This is a genomic window from Campylobacterota bacterium (assembly GCA_020633995.1).
In the GTDB taxonomy this organism is placed as follows: domain Bacteria; phylum Babelota; class Babeliae; order Babelales; family RVW-14; genus JACKCO01.
Window position 1 is genome coordinate 25,135 of record JACKCO010000006.1, and the last position, 26,960, is coordinate 52,094.

The 26,960-nt window shown below is 42.5% G+C and carries 22 protein-coding genes; 12 read left to right on the forward strand and 10 right to left on the reverse strand.

Going from position 1 to position 26,960, the window contains the following annotated elements; all coding sequences use genetic code 11:
• Window positions 1–33 precede the first annotated feature (33 nt).
• Entirely contained in the window at window positions 34–2,706 is a 2,673-nt protein-coding gene (locus H6679_05880) for an HAD-IC family P-type ATPase (GenBank protein ID MCB9493773.1), read from the reverse strand.
• A 904-nt stretch (window positions 2,707–3,610) separates the two neighbouring features.
• Here H6679_05880 and H6679_05885 point away from each other — a divergent pair.
• Window positions 3,611–4,555 (forward strand): hypothetical protein, encoded by a 945-nt coding sequence (locus H6679_05885; protein MCB9493774.1) that lies wholly within the window; start codon window positions 3,611–3,613, stop codon window positions 4,553–4,555.
• A 22-nt stretch (window positions 4,556–4,577) separates the two neighbouring features.
• Entirely contained in the window at window positions 4,578–5,921 is a 1,344-nt protein-coding gene (locus tag H6679_05890) for a hypothetical protein (protein ID MCB9493775.1), read from the forward strand.
• 31 nt (window positions 5,922–5,952) lie between these two features.
• On the opposite strand, the gene H6679_05895 is transcribed toward H6679_05890, so the two are convergent.
• The 5 genes from H6679_05895 to H6679_05915 form a co-directional block, all read right to left on the reverse strand.
• Window positions 5,953–6,600, reverse strand: coding sequence for a hypothetical protein (locus H6679_05895; GenBank protein MCB9493776.1), 648 nt, complete (start codon window positions 6,598–6,600; stop codon window positions 5,953–5,955).
• 77 nt (window positions 6,601–6,677) lie between these two features.
• Window positions 6,678–7,781: a hypothetical protein gene (locus tag H6679_05900; GenBank protein MCB9493777.1), complete on the reverse strand. Its 1,104-nt coding sequence runs from the start codon at window positions 7,779–7,781 to the stop codon at window positions 6,678–6,680.
• Window positions 7,782–8,208: 427 nt separating this feature from the next.
• A complete protein-coding gene (locus tag H6679_05905; protein ID MCB9493778.1) occupies window positions 8,209–8,961 on the reverse strand; it encodes an ATP-binding cassette domain-containing protein in 753 nt (250 codons plus the stop codon).
• Window position 8,962: 1 nt separating this feature from the next.
• The gene (locus H6679_05910; GenBank protein MCB9493779.1) at window positions 8,963–9,835 is read right to left on the reverse strand and encodes a hypothetical protein; all 873 of its coding nucleotides are present in this window, start codon (window positions 9,833–9,835) and stop codon (window positions 8,963–8,965) included.
• 33 nt (window positions 9,836–9,868) lie between these two features.
• Window positions 9,869–10,843 (reverse strand): ABC transporter substrate-binding protein, encoded by a 975-nt coding sequence (locus H6679_05915; GenBank protein MCB9493780.1) that lies wholly within the window; start codon window positions 10,841–10,843, stop codon window positions 9,869–9,871.
• Window positions 10,844–11,366: 523 nt separating this feature from the next.
• Here H6679_05915 and H6679_05920 point away from each other — a divergent pair.
• The 3 genes from H6679_05920 to H6679_05930 all read left to right on the forward strand — a co-directional run bounded on the left by H6679_05920 (window position 11,367) and on the right by H6679_05930 (window position 14,066).
• Window positions 11,367–12,047: a nucleoside monophosphate kinase gene (locus H6679_05920; GenBank protein MCB9493781.1), complete on the forward strand. Its 681-nt coding sequence runs from the start codon at window positions 11,367–11,369 to the stop codon at window positions 12,045–12,047.
• 173 nt (window positions 12,048–12,220) lie between these two features.
• Window positions 12,221–13,372 (forward strand): hypothetical protein, encoded by a 1,152-nt coding sequence (locus H6679_05925; GenBank protein MCB9493782.1) that lies wholly within the window; start codon window positions 12,221–12,223, stop codon window positions 13,370–13,372.
• Window positions 13,373–13,517: 145 nt separating this feature from the next.
• Window positions 13,518–14,066, forward strand: coding sequence for a hypothetical protein (locus H6679_05930; GenBank protein MCB9493783.1), 549 nt, complete (start codon window positions 13,518–13,520; stop codon window positions 14,064–14,066).
• Here the strand turns inward: H6679_05930 and asnS are convergent.
• Window positions 14,063–15,448, reverse strand: coding sequence for an asparagine--tRNA ligase (asnS, locus tag H6679_05935; protein MCB9493784.1), 1,386 nt, complete (start codon window positions 15,446–15,448; stop codon window positions 14,063–14,065). The genes H6679_05930 and asnS overlap by 4 nt on opposite strands.
• Window positions 15,449–15,582: 134 nt before the next feature.
• Here asnS and H6679_05940 point away from each other — a divergent pair, with 134 nt between their 5' ends.
• Window positions 15,583–16,119: an NUDIX domain-containing protein gene (locus tag H6679_05940; GenBank protein MCB9493785.1), complete on the forward strand. Its 537-nt coding sequence runs from the start codon at window positions 15,583–15,585 to the stop codon at window positions 16,117–16,119.
• Window positions 16,120–16,171: 52 nt separating this feature from the next.
• Here the strand turns inward: H6679_05940 and H6679_05945 are convergent, their stop codons facing one another.
• Both H6679_05945 and H6679_05950 read right to left on the reverse strand, forming a co-directional pair.
• Entirely contained in the window at window positions 16,172–17,479 is a 1,308-nt protein-coding gene (locus H6679_05945; GenBank protein MCB9493786.1) for a hypothetical protein, read from the reverse strand.
• A 55-nt stretch (window positions 17,480–17,534) separates the two neighbouring features.
• The gene (locus H6679_05950; protein MCB9493787.1) at window positions 17,535–18,200 is read right to left on the reverse strand and encodes a hypothetical protein; all 666 of its coding nucleotides are present in this window, start codon (window positions 18,198–18,200) and stop codon (window positions 17,535–17,537) included.
• Between the two features lie 120 nt (window positions 18,201–18,320).
• Between H6679_05950 and thyA the strand changes: the two genes are divergently transcribed.
• From thyA to H6679_05965, 3 genes are all read left to right on the forward strand, one after another.
• On the forward strand, window positions 18,321–19,193 hold the full coding sequence (thyA, locus tag H6679_05955; GenBank protein ID MCB9493788.1) for a thymidylate synthase: 873 nt from the start codon (window positions 18,321–18,323) through the stop codon (window positions 19,191–19,193).
• Window positions 19,190–19,648, forward strand: coding sequence for a dihydrofolate reductase (locus H6679_05960; GenBank protein ID MCB9493789.1), 459 nt, complete (start codon window positions 19,190–19,192; stop codon window positions 19,646–19,648). Before thyA ends, H6679_05960 begins: the two co-directional genes overlap by 4 nt.
• 66 nt (window positions 19,649–19,714) lie before the next feature.
• Entirely contained in the window at window positions 19,715–20,287 is a 573-nt protein-coding gene (locus H6679_05965; GenBank protein MCB9493790.1) for a dCTP deaminase, read from the forward strand.
• Here H6679_05965 and H6679_05970 read toward each other — a convergent pair.
• Entirely contained in the window at window positions 20,284–21,651 is a 1,368-nt protein-coding gene (locus H6679_05970) for a TolC family protein (protein MCB9493791.1), read from the reverse strand. The two genes, H6679_05965 and H6679_05970, sit on opposite strands and share 4 nt — an antisense overlap.
• 185 nt (window positions 21,652–21,836) lie before the next feature.
• Here H6679_05970 and H6679_05975 point away from each other — a divergent pair, with 185 nt between their 5' ends.
• From H6679_05975 to H6679_05985, 3 genes are all read left to right on the forward strand, one after another.
• A complete protein-coding gene (locus tag H6679_05975) occupies window positions 21,837–24,596 on the forward strand; it encodes an insulinase family protein (GenBank protein ID MCB9493792.1) in 2,760 nt (919 codons plus the stop codon).
• 182 nt (window positions 24,597–24,778) lie between these two features.
• Complete coding sequence (locus H6679_05980) at window positions 24,779–25,615, forward strand: ankyrin repeat domain-containing protein (protein MCB9493793.1); 837 nt, start codon at window positions 24,779–24,781, stop codon at window positions 25,613–25,615.
• A 255-nt stretch (window positions 25,616–25,870) separates the two neighbouring features.
• Entirely contained in the window at window positions 25,871–26,758 is an 888-nt protein-coding gene (locus tag H6679_05985) for an ankyrin repeat domain-containing protein (protein ID MCB9493794.1), read from the forward strand.
• Window positions 26,759–26,960: the final 202 nt, after the last annotated feature.

Consider the following 26,960-nt stretch of genomic DNA (forward strand, 5'->3'; position numbering starts at 1 on the left):
CGCGATCCCGGCTTTTTGGCCGGGATCTTTTTTTTAGTGGCGCATCCATCGTTTGCGTATGGCCAGTTTAAAAATTTCCATAACAACCAGCACGCTGGCTGCGGCTGGTACTAGCATTAAAAAGTCGTTAAGGCTTGCCGGTTGAATAGAAAGTATGGGCTGCAAAACAGGTGTGTGCATGGCCAGCACGTGAATACTGGTAGCACTGATCACGCAGCCAATGAGTATTTTGTTTGAAAGCGGGGGAATAGAAAACAGTGACTTATGCTCTGAGCGGCAATTCAGGACATGAAAATTTTGCATCAAAACGAAGAGGAGAAAAAGGAGGTTACGTGCGGTTAGCTCGTTACAGCCGGTTGCTAGCAGTCCGAGCCAAAACGTAAACATGAGCATGCTCATAAAAAAGCCCGAGACAAAAACTTCAGACAACATGAGGCGATTGAAAAATTCTTTGTTTTTTGTGAACTCTTGTTCATGCAAAATGTTGTTTTCTCGTTCAAAGGCCAGCGCAATATCCTGTATGCCGTTGGTAACCAAATTAAGCCACAAAAATTGCAGTGCTTTCAGGGGCATTGGTGTGTTAAAGAGCAAGGCGTAAACGATCAAGAGTACTTCAGCCATGCCGGTTGAGATCAGCAGATAAACCATTTTGCGCAAATTTGCGTACACGGTTCGTCCTTCCTCAATGCCGGCAATGATTGATTTGAAGTTATCGTCAGTAATGATGATTGATGATGTTTCTTTTGCGATGTCTGTGCCAGAGCCCATAGCCACGCCGATATGTGCCTCACGTAGTGCTGGTGCGTCATTGACTCCATCACCGGTGACAGCAACCAAATCGCCAAGCCGTTTTCTAAATTTAATAATTTGCAGTTTTTGCAGTGGGGTAACGCGAGCAAACACGGTAATATCTTTGAGCGTATCAATATCTTTATTGCCATTGTTTTCACGCAGTCGTTCAAACTCTGTGCCGGTCATGACTTGGTCGTTGTATTTGGCAATGCCAACACGCGAGGCGATGGTAAAGGCGGTGAGCGGGTGGTCACCGGTGATCATGATGACGTGAACGCCTGCTTGTTGTGCAAGCTTGACGGCATCCGCGGCCTCTGTTCTGAGTGGGTCAATCATGCCAATAAAGCCAAGCAAGCTGAACTGGATGGTTTCTTGGGCAATTGTGTCTGGGCTAATGTTTTGTAAATTTCTTTTGCAGGTGCCATGGGCAACAGCAATAACACGATACGCTTGCTCATATAAACTTTGTGCTTGTGCTTGGGCAAAGGTCTGGTCAATTGGTTGCTGGCCTTTGCCGTCAAAACGCATGGTTGAGCAGAGTGGAATGATTGTTTCAGCAGCTCCTTTGATTGCCACCATTTGCTGTTCATCTTTGCCGTAAAGTGCTGCGGAAAAAGAGTAAGCAGAATCAAACGGAATTTTATGTTCAATGTTGTTTTCTTGCATATGCGCTTTACCATTGATGCCAAATTGCTCAAGAAATGAATAAAAGGCCATGTCAACTTCGTCCCCATGTAGAACCGGCTTGCCGTTGTCCATAGAATGGTACGTGCTTCCAGACAAGACGCCAACTTTTATGATGTCCTTGACGCGTTCTTCAACTTCGCCAGAGAGGCCTTTTCGTTGTGCAAACAAATGTGAACTGCCATCAGGCAATAATACTTTTTCGATTGTCTGTTGGTTAACGGTCAGCGTGCCTGTTTTATCAGTTGCTATACAGTTGCAGCTACCCAATCCCTCAACTGCTGAGAGTTTGCGTACAATAACTTTGCGTGCGGCCATCAGCTGTGTGCCGCGGGCCAGGGCGATAGTGACTGCAATGGGCAAGCCCTCAGGCACTGCTGAAACCATTAAGCCGATGCAGAGCATAAATGCTTCGTGGTAGGGCATTGCGCGCACAAGGGCAACAGCAGCAACGAGTATGCAGGCAGCGCTGATCAGGTACCCGATGCGAGCAGACATGTGTTCAAAGCGCATAAGTAGAGGTGTTTTGGTTTCTTTGCTTGCCAGTACTGATTGAGCAATGGCACCAATTTGCGTGTGCATACCAGTACAAACAACAATTCCCTTGCCTTGTCCGTAGGTAACAGTGGTACCTGCATAGGCCATGTTAAGCCGGTCTGCCATGGTGCATTCTTTTTCTATAACATTTATATGTTTTGCAACTGCTGTTGATTCTCCCGTGAGTAGCGACTCATCAACGGTTACATTATCAACCCAAAAAAGGCGCATGTCGGCTGGTATTTTGCTGCCAGATTCAAGAATGACAATGTCACCCGGAACCAGCTCATGTGCGTCAAGCAAATGCTCTTGCCCGCTTCGCAGGGTTCTGCTTTTGAGGGGTACAATTTTTTGCAGCATTTGGGCTGCTTTGTCTGCACGCCATTCCTGAAAAGAGCCTACTATGGCGTTAATGAGCAATATGATGATGATAAACATGGCGTCGGTAAGCTGGCCAATGGCTGCTGAAATGCCTGCGGCAATGAGCAGGATATAAATGAGCGGGCTCAAAAATTGGCTGATAAAAATATGGAGTACGGTTACCTTTTTACCCGTAGGAAGTTGATTTGGCCCTACTTGTGCCCGCACCTTTGCCGCTTGCTCGTGGCTGAGGCCTTTTTTTGTGCTGCTGAGTTGAGAGAAAATATCATCGATATTTTGTTGGTACCAATTCATTTTTTTCTTACCTTTCATTTGCCTTGTCTATAACATTTTCGTCGTCCTGCCGGTCGGGGGGCACTACTGTCCAAAGTGTTTTGAAAAACTTATTGTTAATCCAAGTAATAACAAAAAAGGGGTCATCCCCGAGTCCCATCGGGGATCTGCCCTACTGAGTTTGAGTATGCATGGCTTGGCTTTTTTTGTGCAAGTATTGGCTGAGAAGGTGCTGTGTATGCGTGGGGATAGTTCTCTTTCATCCTTAGATGTGTCTAGCAAGGTTGCATACAAAAAAACTTCGTCGTGCTTGACAAGGGGAGACTTGAATACAATAATCTCGTCACCCTGGACTCCGATCCAGGGTCCATTTCTAAAGAACAAACCGACTATTTAGCTGAGTGTTGACGTGGATGCCGGCTCGGGGGCCAGCATGACGGGGTGTGATCATGGCTATCCTGAAATAGATAAGTCTTTAACCGATCAATAAGTGTTTTTGAACATTTTGGTCTGTGGTTGATTAACGTAGGGCATGACGACAAAAAAGGGTTGCTTGTTTTGTCATCATGCCTGCAAAAAACTTCGTCATACCGGCCCCCGAGCCGGTATCCACACTAACATTCAGAAATGGTAAGTCCGATCTTTAGAGATGGACTCCGGATCAAGCCCGGGTGGCGAGTTTGAGTGGTCGAATGCTATGGAACTTAAATAGTTCATCAGAATAAAATAATACGCTGGGTGGCGCCAGCCTGTGAGAAGGTAAATCGCCAGGCTAGGCGATGAACTGCCGTAAAGGCTTCGAAAGCACCTCTAGTAGGTACTATTCAATTATCATGCCCCAAGCCCCATGTGTATATTGCCCATTTGACAATAAATACGAGATTGTTAGAATTAAGGTATTATAGTAGTAAAGTATGCATGTGCCATAGCAATGGAGGTTATTATGGTATTTTCACGTCGCTTATTCATTCGTTTGTTTGCAGGCCTGAGCTTGGTAGCTGCTTATGCTGGCATTGGCCAGGCGTGGGCTGCTGAAGGGCAGAAACAGCTGTTGGAAAAATTGAATGAACAAGGCCGTATTTTGGATAGTATTAAATATGGTGAGGGTGCTAACGTAAAGGAGTGCCTCGATGCTTATTTTGGCCCAGGTCAGAGTGATGATACTGGTGTTAAAGGTCAAGAAGTAGTATCTGATCAAAGGGGACAAGGTTCTTTATCCCAGTCATTCGATTTGAAAGCGTGTATTCGTGGTTGTTTTGTGCAGGTTGAACAATATAAGAAAGTAGGATTATTCATTCAAGTAGATGATAGTAAAACTGAGAAGAATGTAGACGTTAAGTTTTACATTAACGGAGAGATAGCTGCAAATACTGATTTGGTTGACATGCAGTATTTTCAAAAAAACGGTAGTTCATTAGTTAAGAAATTAAAGGAATATCGAGCAGGGATCACCGAGGAGAGAAAAAGGCAATTGGGATGGAACTCTACGTGGGGTTTCATGGTAACGCTGGATGTAGCTAAAAAAAAAATAACTTTATTGCCAATAAAATTTACCAACAATACCGAAGATAATACTGGCGACACGAAAGGCTCAACCTCTGCCAAAAAAAATGAATCTAAAACAAAGAAAAAACAATCAAGCTCAAAGCCCCAAAGCACCTCATGGGACCGCAAAAGAATCTGGAATTATTTCGGGGCTGCATTTATTTGTGGTGCAATTCTTTGGTCTGGCTACCAACATGGTACGTGGTTGCATGCATGGCAAGCGGCTAAGTACTTTGGTGCGGTAGCATGGCAGGAAAAGAGCATTAAGCCACTGTGGGAATGCTTGAAATATTACGGCCAATGGTATATGCACCGCTGTCTTGAAGCACAAAGCCGCTGCTAAAAAAATAAAAATGGGGGGAGGCATGAATTTCAAACGTGTGTTTTACAAATCATGTTTTTTTGTACTAAGTTTGGCTGTGGCACCAGTTGGCGCTATGTCAGATAACGCATATGTCCATGTTCCACCTGAAACGCTTGGCCAGATTGTGGATAGCTTTGACCGAATGTTTCCTGAGCTGGGCTTTTATCAGAGTAAAGAATATGTCGTTAAAAAGGTGAATAATGTTTGGTACGTGCGTTGCCAAAACTATAAACAGGAAGGTAAGGTCCATGCAGGCACCGAGCGGCCTATTCAGCTGACATGGCCTGCAGTATCTTGGCAGCAGGCTTGTAAAGCTCTCGATCGGGGTAAGGCAACTTTGGAAAGAAAAAAGCAAGAAGTTGCGCAGGCCAGAGCAAATACTATTTTACAGGGCACTAGCTACCGTACAGCCCAAAGCGCATTGTTACCTGCTTCCGAATACATCAATATGAGTATTTCTCAGCTAGAGCAGTATATTAATGCTCTGGATCTTGAATCAAGCAAACATTTTTTACTGCACCATTTGGAAGAGCTTGCAAGGCAAGCTAGATCTGCTTGTTTCAAATTTTCTTGTGAAAAAATACAAGGTTTTGATCAACGTTACGTTGTTTCAATTTACGATGAGGAAGAGGTGTTGGTCGATGCATGTAAAGCATTGTTAAAAGACAGTATCCGGGCAAGTGGGTACATAGGTCAGGGTTCGACGGTCCGTCATACTTTGCGTTTGAATAGTGCTAGTGATGCGGCGTTGCCACCTAATCAAACAAATTCAGACTGTAGCCTGATACAAAGTAACTCCCAAACAAATTTACAGACAGCTGTTATTAGCATTGCTGAGAAAATAGAGCCAAAACTACGCGATACCAGCCAAGGACCCTTGCGTTATGAGCTTAAGTGGGAAGGTGAATTTGTATCCACTCTGTATGGTTACAGGGAAATTTGTATTTATGGTGGTCAATATCATGATGATATCGTTTTCAAGAGTACCTTTAGTCTGCTAGATCAAAGATTAGATCGGGATGAAGAAGGTGATACTCAACATAATGATAATCTAGTTACTGAGATTGAGGAAGAAACACCAACAACAAACCTTAATTCTGCCGGATTGGTTGGTTCTAGAGTAAGTCCTAGACCAGATCAGGTAAGCACAGAGACAGAACAAAAAAGTCCAGAAGAAAAACAAGAAAAAAAAGATGAGCCCGTTGTCAAAAAACCGGGTTTTCCCTATTTCAAAACACTTGCTCTGTGCGGTATGGCCGCACTCACAACATTTGTTGCTTACAAAACTGGCTACTTAGCCAAGGCATGGTCGGGGTTAAAGTCGTATGCCAAGATGGTGTGGTAAAAAGAGTAGGGAGGGTGAGCCTCCCCGTTACTTATAAGCCAATAAGTTCATTAACAAATCTGTACAGTATGCTCATGCCAATTCCAGCAGTTTGCATGTTACCAAAGTAGCGAATTTCGAGAAATTCTTGATTGTAGCCAGCATCATCAATGATAAGATCAAAGTTGCTCCAGCGATAAATATTTCGTGAGATTCCACCTTCTGATTGTTCCCGTATATGGTCAGCTTTGCTTTTTATGATCCAGTCATGTAGTTTGTGAAATTGATTGGTTGAGAGAGGAAAGCTTATAGAAATAGATTGCGGGGGACCTTCACTGAATATAGCAAATTGTCGGTATATGCCGCGAAGTCCCGTGTGACCGTCTTCCCAATTATTTTCGTAGCGTGCTTGTAAGTATTCTCCTGCTAGTGCTCCATCCCCATCAACATCTTCAGTTGAGATGGTAAAGCCACCACCCATTTCATAGGTTGCGTAGCTATATTGGTAGGTTTCATCTTCTTTTTGAGCATCATGACTGACGTTTTGTGCCCGTTTACGCAGACTTGAGTGTATGTTGTAATATTCAGGGTCATCAACTTTGATTTTTAATTCAACTGCATTAACACTGATGATCGTTGCTGCTGCGTGTTGTGCAAACCCAAGACTGACAATCCCCAAAACTGTAAGAAGTTTTTTCATCTTCTCTCCCTTTTGTTTGGTACGCACTCTGTATGCGTACAGGTTTCACATATGGTCAAAAATGGCAAGTCTTGATGTTAGTTTGTTGTGGGCGTCCTAACTTCTTGTAGCTCTTGTTCTGACATTTCCTGAGCAAAGTAGTCAATTGTTGGAATGAGATGAACGGTGTCGCCGGTTGCTACAGCCAGCCATTTGCCGGCAACGTTGCCAGAGATAGCATTGATGGGCTTGCCCAAAGAGACTGCAAGCACTTGATCAGTTTCGTGCTTCCATAGCGCAAGGATGCCATCTTCAGTTCCGCTGAAAATGTATTCACCTTCTGGACTGCAGGCGATGGCCGTGACCGCTGAGTCGTGTGTAAGTGTTTTAGCACTGCTGCCATCAAAGTTGACGATAGTAACGGTATGGTCGTCAGAGCCAACTACGTACTGCTGTGTGTTTGGAATAAATGCTGAGCAACGTATGACACCCTCTCCGCTGAGCGTAACGGTTGAGCCTGAGCTGAGGTTGAAAAAATAACTTGTATGGTCACTTGCATTGGCCAGTAAAAACTTGCCACCAGGGTGACAGGCGACACTGTAGAGCAGTGAGCCCGGTGTGTTAAGTGAAAATGAGGTGAGCTGTTCTTGATCGCTATTATTTGTTACATCACGAAATAAGTAATGCAGCTGTGCTGCGCCAACATAGGTACAACAGCCTTGGCCGCAGGTTGCAAGACTGCATGGTTGTTGTTCAAGTTCTTGTGTTGCAGATTTAATGATGTTATCAAATGAAGTGATGGTAAAAAAATCAACGCCCAGATCTCGTCCAACTATTGCTGTTGTTCCGTCGTTGTTGAATGCTACGCTGGTAACGGTTGGGAGCACATGTTGTTGGTAAAGATTTTTTTTATTGCCAGAGGCTAGTTCAACTAAAATTGCACCATGCGCGCCAGCACCAACGAGCAAGTAATTGCCACATGGGCTGAATGTGAGTGATTCGATGTTTTTTTCATCGATATCTTTTGTGTTCTCAATAAAATCGCATTCGAGTACTGATTTTTGTGCAAAGTCTTTGAGCAATGTTTGATAGTTTTTTTCGACAAACGCTTTTTTGTTGAATGTTGCTTGTTGCTCGGCGCTGAGTTTAAGCATGCAGCAGGCAATGAGTGCTGCTTTTACAAATAATGACTTTTTTACCATGAGGGCTCCTTTCTCTTTTTTATGTATGAGGTCTTTCTTCCTAGGTTCTTTTAGTTGTGGCTAGTTGTAAGAAGAACGTAAAATTTATTTTTTTAAAGGCGTCATTCCCGGCTTCGATCGGGAATCTATTTTAATGTTTTATGAATAAGCTACAAACACATGTGTATCACAAAGATACTTGTCTAAGCAAATCATATTTTTACGGATAATACAAAATAAAGATCTCCGATGGATCTCGGGGATGACCCCTTTTTTGTTGGCTTTGAGTTAACAACGAGCACCTCAAAAAACACTTTGGACAGTAGTAGACTTTGATCCGGAGTCCATTTCTAAAGATGAAACCTACTGTTTGATCTAAATGTTAACGTGGACGCCGGCTCATGGGCCGGCGTGACGAGGTTTTGAGTGTGATAATTTTTCTTATTCGTCAAAGAGTTTTCAGCGCTTCGTAGTCAATGGTACCAAGCAGCCGATCCGGCTCAAAGTTAACTTTCTCTGGCCCGTATTCATGTGCGAGTTGTCCATCTTCAATGACCCAAAGTTTGTTGCCAAGCAGCAGCGCAAGGTGTGGGTCATGCGTGATCAGTAGTGTTGTCATGTTGTGCCGCGCGACAAGCTTTTTGGCGTAGAGCATGAGCCGTGTAGCCGCAGTAGGGTCAAGCGCTGCGGTTGGTTCGTCAAGCAGTAACAGCTTAGGACGTGAGAGCGTTGCCATGACAAGTGCAATAAGTTGGCGCTGTCCACCAGAGAGTCTGTTCATACGTGTTTGTAGTAATTCATCTTCGTCATATTCCATAAGCTGAGCAACTTCGCTGGCGGCCTTTGCTGGTAGGTTTGCCATTGCTGGACGCAGGCCCGCACGATGATATTTCATGTTTGCCAGTGCCAAATTTTGTGCGACGGTTAAAGTATCGACAGCGTTAAGGCGTGGGTTTTGAAAAACACGACTGATGTAACGAGCTCTGCTTTGTTCGTTTTCGTATGTAACGTCTTTACCCTTGAATGTAATGCTGCCGGCATTTGGTTTGAGTTTGCCAGATATTGTTTCAAGCAAGGTTGTTTTGCCCGCGCCGTTTGCTCCAATGACGGTTATAAAATCGCCTTCTTGGATAGTTGCGTTGATTTTGTCAAGAATCAGATTGCCAGCACGGATGACTGAAATGTCTTTAAGTGTAAACATATTATGCTCCTCTACCAAGTTTACGATGTTGTACAAACATAAGTGCTGCCAGCAGCAGTGCCGTGACGAGTTTGTTCCACGATGGGTTAAACTCAAGCTGTATGGTAAGCGCGATGACTGCTTGATAGATAATGGCACCCAAAATGAAGCGCAACGTTGAGTGGGCAATAACTTTTTCACCAATCATGAGTCCTGCAAGACCAATGATGAGAGTACCGATACTGCCAGTGATGCTAAAAAAACCGTTGTATTGAACAAATAGCGATCCTGCCAGTGCTGTTACGCTATGTGCAATCATGAGCGCGACAAGTTTGTAGCCGCCAGAGTTTTTGCCCAAGTTGGTAAGAAAACGTGGATTTTGTCCAACAGCGGTGAGCAGAAAGCCAAGTTCTGTGCGTAAAAAATATTCTATGCCACACATTACAATCACGTTAATGAGTGTAATTATTATGAGTGCTTGTAGTTCTGCATTGCTGGTGATGCTTGCAAGCCATGTTTGATCAAAAATGGTTGTGTAGTTTGCAAGAGATAGGTTGGGACCGGCAAGATTGAGGTTAATTGAAAACAAACCTGTGATGACAATGATGCCACTAATGAGTGGGCTACAGCGCAGTTTGTTGTGAATAGTTCCGGTTGTAATGCCAACGAGCGCTCCCGCTGCCATGATAAACGGAATGCATACAATTGGTGGTACATACCAGGTGAGCATGAGCGCACACAGTGCGCCGCCGCTTGCAAAGCTTCCTTCAATGCTCAGATCGTCAAAGACGATGAGCTGTGATGTTAAAAATAATGCGAGCACCACGAGTGAATAAATGCCACCCATAATGAGTGTGTTGATAAACAGTTGACTAAGTTCGGGTAAAAACTCCACGTTGTTTCCTCGTTTGTATAGTGAAATGTTCTGTTACTTTTCAACAAAAATGCAATCTTGCGTAAGCGAGACTGGTACTGAACGCTTAAGTGTGTTCATGACCTTTTTATTGACAACAAGCTTTGTACTTGGAGCCTGAGCAAAGCCCAGCTGCAGTGGTGTTTTTCCATCAATGAGCACGCTGAGCGCCATTGCACCAGCAGCTTGCCCACTCTTGAAGTAGTCGATGCCTGACAGCGCTGCAAATGCACCTTTTTGCACGAGCAGGGCATCTGCTACAACAAGCGGCTTGTTTGCTTTAAGTGCTTGCTTGCTGATGGTTTCTACCAAACTTGCAACAGTGTTGTCAATTGGAGTAATAATAACATCTGCGCGGCTGAGTGCAAAGTTCATTGTTTGTCCAATTTCAGACTCATGTTGAATTTGTGCTTTTGTGATGGTGAAGTTTTCTCGCTCAAGTAGTGGTGTCATTTTTTCGACCATGCCAACGGCGTTAACTTCTGCGGGATTAAACATAATCGCAATACGGCGTACGTCGGGCAATAGCTTTTTGAGTGTGTCCAAGTATTGGGTCAAGTTGATCATGTCTGAGCTTCCGCACACGTTGTCTTGTCGGTCAAGGTTGAGTGCCCACGGGTCACTAACGGCGGCGGTAAAAATTGGTTTGTTTTTTTCAACGCGGGCCATGGCTTGTGTTGCCAGGCTGCCCAGTGTCAAAATTGCTTTGATATCACTATTTGCGTGAAACGCTTGTGCAATGGCTTGTGCTTGTGCTGCTGATCCGTCTGCACTTTGCATAACAAAGCGAACAGCGCTACCAAACTTACCGCTCACTTGTTTGATAAATCCTTCTTGTGCACTGTCCAGCGCTGGGTGTGGAATGGTTGTTAACACACCAATGGTTAGTGCCGGGCCGTGGCGGGCAGTTCTAAATTTTTGTGTCAGCAGTAGCGAAACGGCGATGGTGAGTAAGATGCTAGCGACGATGACAATAGTTCTTTTTGCCATGGTAAAAACCCTTCAAGGTATAAGGCTCCAAATATTTGGGAGTAATATTCTTTTAGTAAAATGGTACAACAAGTGCTTATTGTGTGTACACAAAGCAATTTTTTGCTGTGGAGTGCACGCGTTAATTAAACGAAAATGGTGATTGGAGGGATAGTATGGTACGGCCTAGCAGCCGTAAAAAAGATAACCAAAATAGTAAGAATGCCAGCAGGGTGCGCTATTGAGCTGAGTAGTAGCGAGTGTGTGTAGTGGGTGCATACGCTTTTTTGACTGCTGTATGCACGGTACCTGAGCGGTAATCATAAAAATACCTTTCGGTTTGTATTTATAATTCGTGCATTGTAATGCTTAACTTTCTTCAGATTGTCATCTAATGCGTGTATTGTCAATAAAACAGTTTGTTTGATTAAAGAAAATAAGTCGGGCTTTGTGTTCTGGACAAAATCTTGGTATTCTAGACCTTCCTTGACCATGGGGTACATAAAAAGTACTATGCATCAATAAAAAGAGGTTTTATATTTTTATGAACAATCATCAGACAGATAAAACAATTTTTGTGTTTTTTGGAGCTCCAGGCTCAGGCAAGGGAACTCTGGCTTCGCTATGCGTTGAGCGTCTTGGGTTTAAGGTGCTTTCAACGGGTAAATTATTTCGTGAGCATATTGCAGCTGGTGATGAGCTGGGTAAGACGGTTTCGGAACTGATCAATGCTGGAAAATTGGTGTCTGATGATATTGTTAACTCAATGGTACAAGGGTGGCTTGAGAAGAATGCGGTTAATGGGTCTTCCATCATTTTAGATGGGTATCCACGTACGCGTGCACAGGCCGAACTTATGCGTGAAATGCTTGCGCATTATTTCCCCGACTTTGTTTTTTGCGTTATCAAGCTGGAAATTCCTGACTTTGAAATTGTTAAACGTTTGAGCAATCGCTTAGTGTGTAGCAACAAAAAGTGTCAAAAGGTTTTTCGTTTGTCCATGCTGCCAAAACAGGATAGCTACACATGTGATGAGTGTGGTTCAGAACTGAGCCGTCGTCCAGATGACGAACCCGACGTGGTCAAACATCGTTTAGAGGTATATCGCCGACACGAACAACATATTCTTGATTTTTATAATTCAGTGAATCAGCGCGTTGACACATTGAATGTTTCAAACATTTCTCCTGAGCAAGTTTTTGAATCATTTGCAGCAACATTGTAAAACTTTAGCGGCGCTGTACAGTTTCATTTTTTTTGTGCTTTCTTTCTCTCCAAAGCTTGACACTCCATGCTCAAATAAGTAATGTTTCAAGAAAGCTCATGCTTTGATCAGATTCGAGCATTGGGTAAGGAACAGAGAAGTAGGGTAGTCTCATCATTACAAAAGGGAGAAAGATGATGAAGATCAAAGTAGTCAATTTGTTGACACTAACCACTGTGGTGACAATGGGCTCAATGGCTTTTGCAGCTGAGCAGCAACGTGATGAACAAACACAAGGGCTTCAGCAAGCAGTGTATCACGAAGCTCCGGAAGTGCACCAAGCTTCACCGCTTCAACCACAGCAACTTTGTCATACGTATCAGGGGGTAGGACATTCGCAGCAAGTCATACTGGTTCAACAGCAACAGGCCCCAACGCCGCCACCTCTAACTCCGGATCAACTTAAACAACAAGAAGAATTGAAGAAACAGCGGGCGATGCAAGAGCTCGCTGAAAAAAATGCAGGAGAGGCGAAAAAATTTCTTGCAAAAGTAGAACAATATCGTGATAGCATGCACTGTAAAGAATACGCTGATGTATTAGAGCGACTTTACTTAAATGCTAACCCAAACAACGATGTTGAGAGACTTTCAATGGAGCATTTGAATCGTGTTGTGCGAGAAGGGGTGAAGGCTGGAGATCCTATTTCACTACTCTTTTTAACACGGTCATGGTTAAGAAAAAATTCAAAAGTTGTTGTAGAAGCTGAACAGGGTATTCTTGGACTCAGCACAATTCTTTTGTTTTTGATGATATTAAAGGCTGATATTTATACGACAGTAAGTATGTGGAGCATGGCAAAGACAGCACGTGCACCATTTGAGCATATGTACAACTACTTTGCAACGAAATATTTGAATAAATTGTTTTATACAAAGCTTGACCTAGAAACGGTTAATTTTAAAGCGGTAGTTGCGAATGCGAAAAGTGCTTACATGCAGATAGCACAAAGCGGTGATTTTAATAAGTACTTACCAGAGTGGGTGAAGAGCTGTAATATTGGACCGTCTACTATGACGAGTTTGTTCTCTTCGTGGGGTGACTACCCAATAACATTTCAGCCTCTTGAGACAGAAGATATTAAGATATGCAGAGATAAAGCTGAATATGTTAAAGAGATTAGAAGAGCCTCTATAAATGAGTTATTTGCAATTTGCAGTAACGTTAAGACAATGGCTGAGTTTTTAAACCTCAAATACACTGATCTGGTGATCGATGATGTAGTATCGCGCGATTTCACCGAGTTGACGAGTGAAGAGGCGGCATTAATTGTCCGTCAGGGGTAATTATTGTTGGTAAGAAACGCAATTTTGTAAAAAAAGAAGGAAGCTACTCAGCTTCCTTCTTTTTTTTTGTTTTTCTTGCATCTGAGGTTTGCAATCATTAACACTTAGGCAGATGAGTGTCATTTTTAAAACACAGGGGTGTGGTATGAAAAAGCAGCTATTATATGTTTTTTTGCTTGTTGGATTGGTGGGCACAGGCTCTGGCATGGATGAAGAAGGTGGCAAAAGAAAGAAGACTAGCGAACAACGCCGTAGAGGTTGCATTGAATGTTGTTTGGCTTTTCTTTGTCATACCGTACCTGAGGATCAGCAAGTTACTGTTGCTACGGCAGCACTTGGAGCTACTGAGTGGTCGCGAGAGAATGTTGAAAATGTACATAAGGGCCTTGAAGAATTACAGACCAAGGCTCGGGATGTTTTTAGGATTGTTGTTGAAGCTTGCAATAAGGGTAAGCAGGAGCTTGGTGCTGCCATTGGAGCGATGCGAGAAAAAGCTGAATATGCGACAGGCATTGGTATTTTGCATGCATACAAGTTCTTAAATGACAAGTTTGAGCTTAATCATCCTCTACTCAACCTTATTTTGTATATGGTCGAAGTAACTCCTAGCCGTAGTGGCCAGAACATGTATCGTTTGCGTTCAGTTGACGAGACACTTGACTATCACCAGCAACAGCAAGAAGTTATTGTTTAAAATTGGCAGTGTTTTGGTGTACGTGGAAACGGAATAACGTCACGAATGTTTTCCATGCCTGTGGCAAATTGTACCATGCGCTCAAGCCCCAAGCCAAAGCCAGCATGCTTGACGCTGCCAAAGCGACGTAAGTCGAGGTACCATTGGTAGCGTTCAAGCTCCATTCCCAGTTCGAGCATGCGGTTCTGAAGTACATCAAGGCGCTCTTCACGCTGTGATCCACCAATTAGTTCACCAATGCCGGGCACAAGCATGTCCATGGCTGCAACCGTTTTACCATCTTCGTTTGCACGCATGTAAAATGATTTAATCTCTTTAGGATAGTCGTACACCATGACTGGAGCTTTGCAATGTTGTTCAGCCAGGTAGCGTTCATGTTCAGCTTGTAGGTTTACACCCCACGCAACAGGATATTCAAACGACTTGCCTGAGGCGAGCAAAATATCAATAGCCTCGGTGTAAGATAAACGCTTACATGGTGTGTGTGCAACGTGTTCAAGCTGCTCAAATAAATCTTTTTTGTATTGTTTTTGAAAAAACTCAAGATCAGGTTGATTGTGCTCAAGGACGTATTTGACGATGTACTGCAGGTACTGCTGCGCGCAGTCCATGTCATCGTCAAGATCGGCAAACGCTAGCTCAGGTTCAATCATCCAAAATTCGGCGAGGTGTCGTGGAGTGTTTGAGTTTTCAGCGCGAAAGGTTGGGCCAAAGGTGTAAACGTCTGAAAGCGCACAGGCATACGTTTCAACATTAAGTTGGCCAGAAACGGTTAGATAGGCTTGCTTGGCAAAAAAATCGTCGGCAAAATTGACACCTTTTTTGAGTTGCTCTGGTTTGTTAACCAATGTGGTGACGGTAAACAGTTCACCAGCGCCTTCACAGTCAGATTCAGTAACAATAGGGGTGTGAATGTATAAAAAGTTTTTTTCTTGAAAAAATTTGTGTGTTGCAAATGAGAGTGCATTGCGTACGCGTGCCACTGCCCCAATGGTGTTGGTGCGTGCCCGTAGGTGGGAGATTTCACGTAAAAATTCGAGAGTATGATGTTTTTTTTGCAAAGGATATGCTTCTTGGTCGCATGTGCCTAGCACTTCTATGTTTTGTGCATGCATTTCAAGTGCTTGGCCCTTGCCCGGGCTTTGGACAATAATTCCGGTAATACTGACTGAACAGCCATTAGCAACTGTCGGAATAACAGTTTCATAGTTGGCAACATTTTTTTCGTCAGCGATAACTTGAAATGGAGCGACTTGAGACCCGTCGTTAATGGCAATAAATGAGAAGCTTTTTTGGTTGCGTACTGACCTGACCCACCCTTTAACGGTTGCTGTTTGGTTAAGGTGTTGTGCACTGATATGGTTTATTTTAACGCGCATCATACTTTTTACACTCAAAAATAAATTAACAATTGTCCTGTTCTGACCTATCTTGTTCAAGATACTGACTTTTACTAACTGGTCAAGCAATGACATAAAAAAGTGCTGGATCAACGCATGTTATCAAGGAATTTTTCATGTGCCAAAACAATATACCGCTCAAACCACAAGATTTTACCGCAAGTGCCTATGTGCTTAGTAAAAATGCTGACAGAATTTTGCTTATGTTGCACAAAAAAATTGGCCTTTGGCTTGCGCCAGGTGGGCATCTTGAAGGTTGGGAAGTGCCCCATGAGGCCGCGCTACGTGAAGTGCGAGAGGAGACGGGTGTGCAGGCACGCATTGTTAACCCTTATTTTGAGCTTGGAGTACATAATAAAATGGAGACGCAGTTGCCTACGCCGCTTTTTGTTTGGGAGCATCGAATTTTTGACCGAGAGACTGGTAAGCAGCAGGTGCACGAACATTTGGATCTGTGTTATTTGGCTCAAGCGTTGGATGAGAGCGTTGTAGTTAATGAGGCTGAATCTGAAGGTGTGCAGTGGTTTACGCTTGAACAGGTGCAGCAGCTTGAAACGACTGAGGCGGTTAAAAAAGTGTGTGCTTTTGTGCTTGGTCAGCTATGTGGTGCAATTGAGCAAAAGGTGACCGGTGCGTCGGCAATAAACATTTAACATAAAAGGCCATCTATTTGAGATGGCCTTTTATTAAGATTGCTTTGTCTGACTATTGCTCTGGGTGAGCTTGCTCTGTGGGTGTTTTTTGTGAGTAAAGATATGCAAACCAGCCCAAGAAATCTAACTGCTGCATAAAAGAAGGTTGGGGTGATTTTTGATCGTTGCTTTGGAGCGGGATACCCTTGAGTTTTGCCAAGAGTTTGGCTGCATGTTTTTTAGCTTTCCCGTCTTTCAGTTTGAGTATCTTACAAATCTGATCAATAGCTGTTTCTATCTGTTTTTCAGGGGCTCCTGCATTGTGACTGAGGCTTTGTTGGCAATAATAACTTAAAATTATTGCTATCAGGAGCTCGTTGTCATCAGCTGGTCCAAAATTAAAAATATCAAATTGACTGTGCTCTTTGACGAGCGCATAAAGTGTTTTTTCAATGTACTGGTGTTGCGAGGGGAGTAGTATTAAAAGACTTGCTTGTCTGATGGTTTCAAAATGGGGCATGAGCTGATTTTTGATGTCTTCATGTTGTATGCACTGCTCATATTTTTGTAATCGTGTTTCAATCTCCGAGGCTTTGTCTGATGGTTTGCCTTGGTAGAGTGAAAAGGTTTGTTCATCTTCTTCGCTGGTTTTGGCAGAGTATTTGTAGAGCAAAATTTCTTTGAACAGCGAGGTTGTCATGAGCATGATTTCTACAGTTTTATCTGTTTGCCAGTTATAGCTTCGTGCTATGCTGATTATTGGATCAAGTAAGAATGAGAGCTTTGCGTCGGTTTGGATAGGCTTAAACTTTTTTAGACAATAAAACTGTGAGGCTGGTGAAAGTTGTTGACTAGCAGATTCTTGACTTGACTGATCGCGTAGCTGATAGAGAGCGTAAAAAAAGGGTTCAACAGCGGCATAACATAGTTCCAGCCCATTCATGTTTGGATATTTTTGGGTGTTAAAAATCTTAGCAAGCAATGGTTGAATTTGCGCATACAGTGTTTTGGCAGATTTGTTTTCTAGTATTTGATTTTGAGGCTGCCCGCCAAGCATTGCCACCAAGGCATTGAAGAACTGGTCAGAGCGCTGGCCTGTCCAGAAATTTTCTTTTTCCAAACTTTCTAGAACACTGTAAAGCTGACAAAGACATGTGCAATCTCCAACTTTTTTGCAGCCTTGATGGTGTATTGGTTGAGGTATTTTTTTGCTCACAACGTTAGTAAGCCAGCTATAAAAGATTTTTGTTTGAGGTTTTTGTAGATCTAGTTGATATTGTTGAAAGAGCGTTTGTAGGGGAGAAGGTTGTTGCTCCGCGCAGTGCAGGGCAGGTAAAAGAAAGAGGACTAGCGTTACCAATGTGTATGTTATTTTTTTCATACGAGTTCTCCTTTCCCGAGTAAAAAAAAGGCCAGGACTAGCCCGGCCTAAACATTTATACGATTTCTTTTTTTAGCGAGTAACTTAGCTGCTGCGAGGCTAACCTGATTAAGACTAGCACGCCTGTGGCAATGACCGCAAACGTGAGTCGCTCAACTGCGACAAGGGGTATAAGTGTTGTCCATTGCTCGCTGGTCATTGGAACTGTGTAGAGCCACATGATAGAACCAATCGCATGTGCTAAAAAGGTGCTTTGCAGCATGCGCGCAAGCAATGAGTGTCTGGCAAAAGAGTGCAGGGCTATTGGAACCAGCCAGTAGGCGCTGTACAGCATTGCCCAGCCTTGTATACCATCATGTGTGATAAAAATCCCCATGCAAAATGCAGGAACTAAAACATGCAGAGCAACGTTGAGTAGGCGGTGTGCCCTACGATTAGTGCGTGATGAGAGTGCCAATGAGAGTGTTGCAAACAACGTTGGAATGCCCATGGTCACCAATGGTTTGGCACCAAGCGTATGCAGCAGGCCCCAGCTAGCAATAAAGCAGACAACCGAGGAGATTGGGCTGAACAGTCCACCAACGAGTGGCACGATGAATGCAAATGGAGAAAGCATAAACTTGCTTGATCCTACTAGTGTACTTATTTTGATGCATGAACTGACATAAGTTGCTCCTGACCACAAAAGAGCCGAACAAAGTTGTTGGATGCGGTTGTTCATTGCTTGTTTCCTTTCAAGGGGTAGCATTAATTTTTTTAGACTATAATGTTATAACTATAACGAAGACGCGGACTATAGTAAACCGCGTTACTACTCTAAATTTCAGGTAGGATTAAAATCATGAAAGCATATTTGGACATCGTACGTCATGTACTTGATAATGGTGTGCGCAAAGAAAATAGAACGGGGGTTGAAGCGTTGACCGTGGCAGGCCAGATGTTTGAGCATGCTATGGTTGATGGTTTTCCATTACTGACGACAAAAAAAGTGCCCTTTAGGTTGGTTGCGACCGAGCTTGAATTTTTTATCAAAGGGATCACTGATAAAAAATGGTTGCAGGATCGCAATAACCATATTTGGGATGAGTGGGCATATCCTCGAAAAGCACCTTATGGACATAGCGAGCAAGAAAAACAACGTATGTTTGATGAGCAGGACCTTGGGCCAATTTACGGGTTTCAGTGGCGGCACTTTGGCGCCGAGTATAGCTCATATGATGCTGACTACACTGGCAAGGGGCATGATCAATTCAAGCAGCTTGTGGATACTCTAAAAAGTAATCCACATGATCGCCGTATGTTGGTGTGTGCTTGGAATCCACCATTTTTAAAAGAGATGGCGTTGCCGCCGTGTCATTACGCGTTTCAAGTCACGGTTATTGATGGAGCATTGAATTTATTGTGGAATCAACGTTCGGTTGATGTCATGCTTGGTCTGCCGTTTAACATTGCAAGTTATGCGTTGTTACTTCATTTGCTTGCAAAAGAGGCTGGCCTGAAAGAAGGAAAGTTAATTGGTTTTTTGGCCGACGTGCATATTTACACTAATCATGTACAGGGTGCTTTAGAGCAGGTCAAGCGTGATCCATCAACATATGAATTGCCAAGTTTGATGACCGAGCCATTTACATCAATTTTTAACTGGTCTGCACAAGACTCCATACCGCTTAATTACCAAAGTCATCCACGAATAAAATTTGAGATAGCGGTATGATTGCCATTATTACTGCAATGACAAAAGACGGTGTCATTGGTAGAGGCAATGCCTTGCCATGGCATATTCCCGATGAGCTTAAGTACTTTAAAAAAATTACGCAGGGGCAAACTGTTATCATGGGTAAACGTACCTTTGAGTCTATCGGCAGGCCATTGCCCAACAGACACAACATTGTGTTAGCACCAGAGGATACTTCACTTGAAGGTGTTTGTGTTTGCTCGTCTGTTCAGCAAGCGTTGAGTGTGGCACAGACATATGGCAAAGATATTTTTATTATCGGTGGTGCATACACCTATGCACAGTTTTTGGAGCGAGTTGACCGTTTGTATATCAGCTACATCAAGCATGCTTATGAAGGTGATGTTTTTTTTCCGGCCGTTGAATGGAACAGTTGGAAAGAAGTTGAACGTTGCGATTATCCTGAATTTGTGTCTGTTATGTATCAACGTTGAGCTCTTTTTTAATTTGCGGTAGGCTGAGGAGCGCTATTGAAACATGATATAAACCTTAGGAGCCTTATGAGTATAAAGTCGGATCGTTGGATAATTGAAAAAGCATTAAATGAAAAGATGATTGATCCATTTGTTGAAAGACAGATGAGGACTGTTGACCAGCAGGGTAATAAAGTTGTCAGCTACGGTGTTTCAAGCTATGGCTATGACATTCGCGTATCTGACGAGTTTAAAGTTTTTACCAATGTCTATAATTCGATCGTGGACCCAAAAAATTTTCGTGATGATTCATTTGTGGAAACAAAAACAGATGTTTGCGTTGTTCCACCAAATTCATTTGCGCTTGCGCGTAGTGTTGAGTATTTCAAGATTCCACGTGATGTGCTTACAATTTGTTTGGGCAAATCAACATATGCTCGATGTGGCATTATCGTTAATGTGACGCCATTTGAGCCTGAGTGGGAAGGTCACGTCACCATTGAAATTTCAAATACGACGCCGTTGCCTGCAAAGATTTATGCAAACGAGGGGATAGCCCAAGTTATTTTCTTTCAAGCTGATAGTGAGTGCATGGTTTCATATGCCGACCGTTCTGGTAAGTATATGGGACAGCGCGGTATCACGCTTCCTCAGCTTTAAGCTTTTTGCGCGTGTGGATTTTCAAGCTCTGGTGGATATCCGCACGCGTGCAATAGTTCTCGATGTCTTATTTCAGCTCGTGTTAGCCTGTCTATCCATGCAAGGCGTGCATTCTCCCACGTTGTTACCACTGCGTCGTATTGTGTATCTGATAGTAAGCCAAGTTTATGTTCTTGGCGCTTGAGCAAGAAGTCATTTTTTTCTTTTATATAGTTTGTATATTGTGTTCGTACGTTACTGAGTTCGGTTTTTAGTACCATAAATTTTTCGTGTATTTGTTGCTTGATCAAGTCAACAGTTTGTTGGCGGTTGAGTGTTTCTTTAAGTTTGTTTGCTCGAGCTTGCTCCTCTCGAAAGTGGGCAGATAGCCCGTCAAACATGGTCCATTGTGTGCCAAAACCGAACGCATGAAAGCCGTTAATGCGAAGTGGTATACCGCTCTGTAGTGCGGAAAGAGGTGCTTTGTTAAAACCGGTGTTTGCGACAAAGCCAAAATTTGGCAAGCGTGAGCCTTGGGCAATTTTTAGATTTTCTTTTTCTATTTCTATGAACTTGGTTTGTTTTTTTATGCTTGGGTGGTGTTTGCAGGCGCAATCATAGTAGTGGTTGAGGGACAGCAATTTGATAGGGTATGGTTTCCAGTAAAGTTGCTGAATTGCTTGTTCGTCGTGAGATTGGCCTTGTTTATAAAAATCAAGGGCATGACCAGATAGAAAATCGAGCCGTTCTCGTATGATGTCTAGCTCATCATGGTACGTGTCTACGCTTGAAATGTTTTGTGTGTGACGAGATACTTCTTGTAGCCAGTCTTTTTTATCAATCAGGGCGAGTTTATCTTGATGTTTTGAGCGTTTAAATTGTGATGAGCTGGATGTGTACAGAGCTTGAATTGCTTGATGTCTTTTCTCTTGAAACCAAACGAAAAGAAACGCTATTTCAACATCACGTCTAACGTTTATTTTTTCTTCTTCGGTAAGTAGGCGTGTTACATCGGTTTCTTTTTTTGCCTTTCTGCGTTGTTGCAACGGGCCAGAAAATGAATAGATAAGCTGATTCAGTTCTAATGTAGTTGTGTTACTGAGTGCATTTTCGTTGTTTGCCTGTGAAAATTCTGAAGTCAAATTGATTTGCGGATAATACCCTGTCATTGCGTTGCGCGCCGCCATTCTGCTTGCAAAAATGGCGTGTTGTAGCGCGCGTAAGTTCGGTCTGTTTTCCAATGCTTTTTGTACAGCTTCATGCATTGAAACTCTGGTGGAGGCAGGGGTGATGGTTTCAAGTTCTATGTTGTATTTCATCTTTGCTGACACTGTTGTCAGCAACATGAAAAATATGAATAGCTTTTTTATAGGGCATCTAGGCATGGGGTCTCCTTTTACAAATTTATTTATATAGTTTTTGTTAGCGAGAGTCTAGCACATTAGAATTGTTTTTTTGTAGACATCAGTGACTTTGTGTACATGTGATTTTTTACAAATAACATGTACAATAAAATTGTCTTGTGAAAATCTATAATAAATTTTTGGGTAGAGAAAGTCTTATGAAGCGTATGAATATTTTGATTTTTAGTGTAATCTGCTTGGTATTTGTAGGGATTATTGTTAGTTCGTGGTTTTATGTTTATAAAAAGAGGCAGGGTAGCACGTTGCAAAGTTTCAAAGTAGATTTTCCAGTTCCCAAAGAGAAAGTTAAAAAAGTCGTACTAGACAATGGTATGACGCTTCTTGCATTTGCCAATCCATCCATTCCCAAAGTCTTGGTCCAGATTGCGTATGATGTCGGTTCATACGTTGAAAAATCGGGAGAGCGAGGGCTTGCTCATTTAATTGAGCACATGATTTTTAAAGGGACGCAAAAGCTCAAAGAAGGAGATATTGACTCCATTGCCCGAAAGTATGGTGCCAGTTTTAATGCCTATACCTCGATGGATGTTACAAGCTATTACTTTGAGACGAACAAAAACAATTGGAAGCCGTTTGTGGGTATTCTTGCCGACTGTATGCAAAACTCTCGTTTTGAACAGCAGCACCTGGCTTCTGAGGTTAAGGCAGTTATTCAAGAGCTGAAGATGGGCAAAGACGATTACGTACGAAAAATGCTTTACTCAGCCTGTCAGAATATTTTTCCACCGCACCATCCGTATCACATGCCGGTTATTGGCTTTAAAGAAGATTTGCTGGATCTGGATGCTCAAAATTTGAAAAAGTTTTATGAACAGCACTATGGCCCGTCCCGTGCAACGTTGTTTGTTGCTGGAGATGTAGACCTTGATGAGATAGAAAAAGAGTTCCGCCAGAATTTTTCATCAATTAAAGGTTTGAATTCTAGTTCTGAAAATGACGTGAAATTTCCACTCCCTATGCAAGAGGTGACAACGCACAGTACTCGTTTATTTGAGGATGTACAAAAGGAGCAGCTTGGTTTGTACTGGCTTATTCCGGGAAGTCGTCATGAACAAGAAGTCGTGGCATCAGTTATTGAGGCAATGCTTGGTGACGGCAATGCCAGTATTTTGAGCAAACTGCTTGTTGATGAACTTAAAATAGCAACAAGCGTTTATGTCAAGGCATTAAAGTTTGCACGTGCTGGCATTTTTTTGATTCTGGCAGAACCGGTTGAAGGTAAGTCAGATGCTTGCATGCAGGCGGTGCAAAAAATGCTTGAAAAGATTGCCAGAGAAGGGGTTGATGAGCGAGAACTTGCACGTGCTGCAAAAATGCGGGGCCGACGCTTTTTTCAAAAAATGGAGAATTTGTCGAGTTTTATTAATGCATGGATTGATTCATATTTTGCAACAAAAGATGAACTGGCCGTGTTTAAACGACCACGGAAGCTTTTTGAGGTTACTAACCAGATCGTTCAGGAGTATGTGAGCAAACATCTAGATCCCTTTTTAATGAATCGGGTACAGGTGCTACCGCTTCCTGAGTCGAAAAAAGAACTTGTCTTGAGTTTAAAAAAGCAGGATGAAGAGCTTGAAAAAGACATTGTAAAAAAACATACACGCACTGCGCCACTTGAGCAGGCTGAATTTGTTCATACGCTTCCAGAGCCTTGCCCGCTTGAGTTTGCCTTTCCTAAGCCTAGCCGTGAGTTTGTATTGGACAACGGCCTCAAGGTGTTGCTGCACAAGAAAGCAACATCTCCCCTGATCAGCGTGTGCCTGCAGTTTCGCGATGGTCATTTATTTAGCGATGCCAAGGAAGGTTACTTGGTTGAGATCATGATGGACATGCTGCCAGAAGGGAGCGTTGATTATAGCAAAGAGGAAATAGCAGACTTTTTTGAGCAAAATGGGGCGGTGTATTCATTTTATGAGCAGGGTGCACGATTTGTTTGTTTAGCTAATGATATTGAGCCATTGTTTGACCGGTTCATGCATGTGATGACGCAGCCAGCATTTAGTTTTGAAGCCCTTAAAAAATTAAAAACAATCACTGTTGATGGGCTTGAGCGTGCAAAAGACTATCCTAAGGCTCGTGCTGTTAGGGCGTTTAAGAGTTTAGTGTATAAAAATCATCCGTTTGCTTGGGATTTTGATGAAGTTATTAATTTGACCAAAAAAGTTGGTGTACATGACTTGCGCATGACGCATCAACAATACGTTGTTCCATCAAACATGGTTTTGTCGATTGTTGGTGATTTTGATCTTGATCACATGCAGGGTGTCATTACAGAGGTGAGCAAGAGTTGGCAAAATGGTGAGGCAAAGGTGTGGGATCAGATGAAAGCGGATTTTGATCCTGGACAGACGCTTGATATTCCAATGCTGCGAGATCAAGTGGTATTGCTGCTTGGCCAGCCTTCGCAACTTACCATCTACGATCAAGACTTTGTTCCTCTTAAGCTGCTCAATACTATCTGTTTTCGTTCGCTTGGTTCTCGCTTGTATGAACTGCGCGAACAAACCGGTCTGTTTTACTGGGCATTTGGAGGCCTGTGTCTAGGAGCAAGCCAATTGCACGGCTATGACGTTATCGGTTCAATGTTGAGCCCGGACAAGGTTGAGCTAGCAGAACAAAAAATGCGAGAGATGCTTGTTGGCGTCGGGCAAGGTGGAGTTAAAGAAGATGAGCTCAAGGCTGCCCAGCAAATTTACATTAAAGACCTGCTTGATCTGATCTCTGACAATGGAGCCATTGCACGAACTTTGTGCTATCTTGACGCACTCAAGCTTGGGTTTGATTATTATGACAAAGTGCTCGAGCGTGTACAGGGTATGCAGCTGAAAGACATGAATGACGTTGCTGCAAAATATTGCAAGGTGGATGACATGGTTCGTGTTCGTGTGGGAAGGCTACAAACATAAAAAATCTCATGTTTTGAGTTTTGAAGAGGTTCTTTTGTACAATCATGTACAGGGAACCTCTTTTTTTTATGTCATAAAATAGGGTTGGGGGATACATGATTTTATTGTTTTTTTTCTGTGTCTTATTTAATGGCGCGTTTGTTAATGCTGCCGATCAGAGGCGAGGGAGCGGGTCTCCCAATATGTTTCGAAAAATTGTAAGATCTTTAACAAAACAAACCGATATTGGTGATAATTATGGTCAACGGCCCGAATATAGCGAAGATGCAGCCAATGCATTTTGGGGATCATCGTTGAGTAAGATTTCTTTTTTAAACCCTGCTGAGCGTTTATTTTTGCTGAACATATGGATGTATATTGCTGATCTGGACGATCCAAATTGGCATATTTTTGCTTGTTCAGGAGATGTTGATGGGATTAAGCAAATGTCTCAGGAGGTATTTAGTAGTCGGGGTGACAAGAGTTCTTCTGGCGTTAACAAATGTGTTGGAAAGCTAAAAAATAAATCTGGTATTTACCAAAATATACGCGGTATGACCCCTCTACATAGTGCAGCGTTATTTTCATTTGACGAGCGGGCGATGAATAATGCCAATTTTTTAGAAGTCGTTGATTTACTGTTTTCTTATGGGGCAAATATTGAGGCAAAAATGGAAGAGACAGGCTACACGCCGTTGCATCTACTTGCTATGTATGGGTGTAATACAAAGTTGGTTGATAGATTTTTGTCTGAGAATGAAAATATACTTTGTGTTTTAGATGGACAAAAAAATAATGTTTTGCACCTGTCTATTGAAAAAAATAATGTTATAATGTTTTCTCATTTTTTAAAACTAATGGTTAAAAAGGGCTCTTTGTATTCTTATATGTTACAAGAAAATGCAAAGAGCTTAGCTCCGTTAAGGCTTCTAGATCAAAAAACGGCAAATCAGTATCAACCATTTTATGATGTTATTAATGGCGAACCTGGCGCACAAGATTATAGAAAGTTATGTGGGCCAAAGGAGGAACCAAAGTAGGCATACTGATTCTTTTTTGACATCTTATATTGTTGTAATCTTTATGCGTTTTTTAGTAAAAAGTGGGATGAGTAGTAACGGTTCTTTATGCAGGAAAATATTATGAAAGTCTCTCGAATATTGTTTACAGTCTTTTGGGTTAGCCTTTCGTTAAGGGGTGCTGAACAGAAAAAGAGTGGGGGCAATCTTTTTAGTAGTTCCTTACCCGTGGTGAAGAAACTTAGGAAGTTAGGAGGGGCAAGACCCCGTTCTATTATGGTGCCTACCAGTTTTTCTGCGCCGTATGACATTTTAACGTTTTATGATCCAAGCAAAGACGAAAGAACAAGACATGCAATATTTTTTTCAAGGCAATCGAGAACAAATATTCTATTTTTGCTGCAAACCAACGAAATAATTTTTTTAGCAAAGTTATTGTCATATGTTATGGATTTAGATGACCCGAACATACATGTATTTGCTGCCACTGGCGATGTGGCTGGGGTTCGTGAGACGTTAAGGCATAATATAACCGCTTGCGGTGCTAACAGTGTTATTCCGCTTGTAGACGAGAATATGCAACCAATTAATGAAGACTTCGGTTACGAAATCTTGGGCAAGCAGATACTGGTTGGTGGGTTGCCAATTGTTGAAGTGAAAGGTATGACCCCCTTACATCTGGCGGCACTGTTTTCGTTTGATTCCTACGCTGGGAATACGAATGTCAATTTTGGGGGGACCTTTGATTTGTTGATTCAAAATAATGCTGATGTATGTGCTAAAAATGGGGTTGGTAATACTCCCTTGCATTTGCTTGCTGGATACGGTTATGACATTGAATTAGTCAAAAAAATACTTTCAAAAGATTTGAGTGCCCTTTGGATGCTTGATGGCTCTGGAAATAATGTTTTGCAAATTGCAGCGCTAAAAAATAATTTAGCAATGTTTACGCATTTGCTGGAGAGTATTGGTGGAACAGGTGCAGAGCAGGTTCAGTTTATGATAAACAGAAATAGCTCTGGGCTAAGTGTTTTTCAGATTATTGATGAGATGCCTGTTACACGAAGTGAGCTGTTTAAAGGTGCTATCAGAATGTCTCAGAAAGCACGAAGCATTGTTAAGGCCTGTGTGAGATTGGGGCATATTAATGATTTTGACTTCTAGATCGGAAGTATAAAAATAGAGCCCCCATTGGGTTGCAACTAAGAATTCTCAAGACTATGTATATGGGGGATATATACCAGGGTTTTTCAAGGAGTATTCTTTTTGCATAAACTCTGCATGATTCTTGCCAGTAAATACACGTAAATGGTGCCCCCAGCATTGGTCTGAGTGAATCTATGATGGCAAAGATGAGGCGATAAAT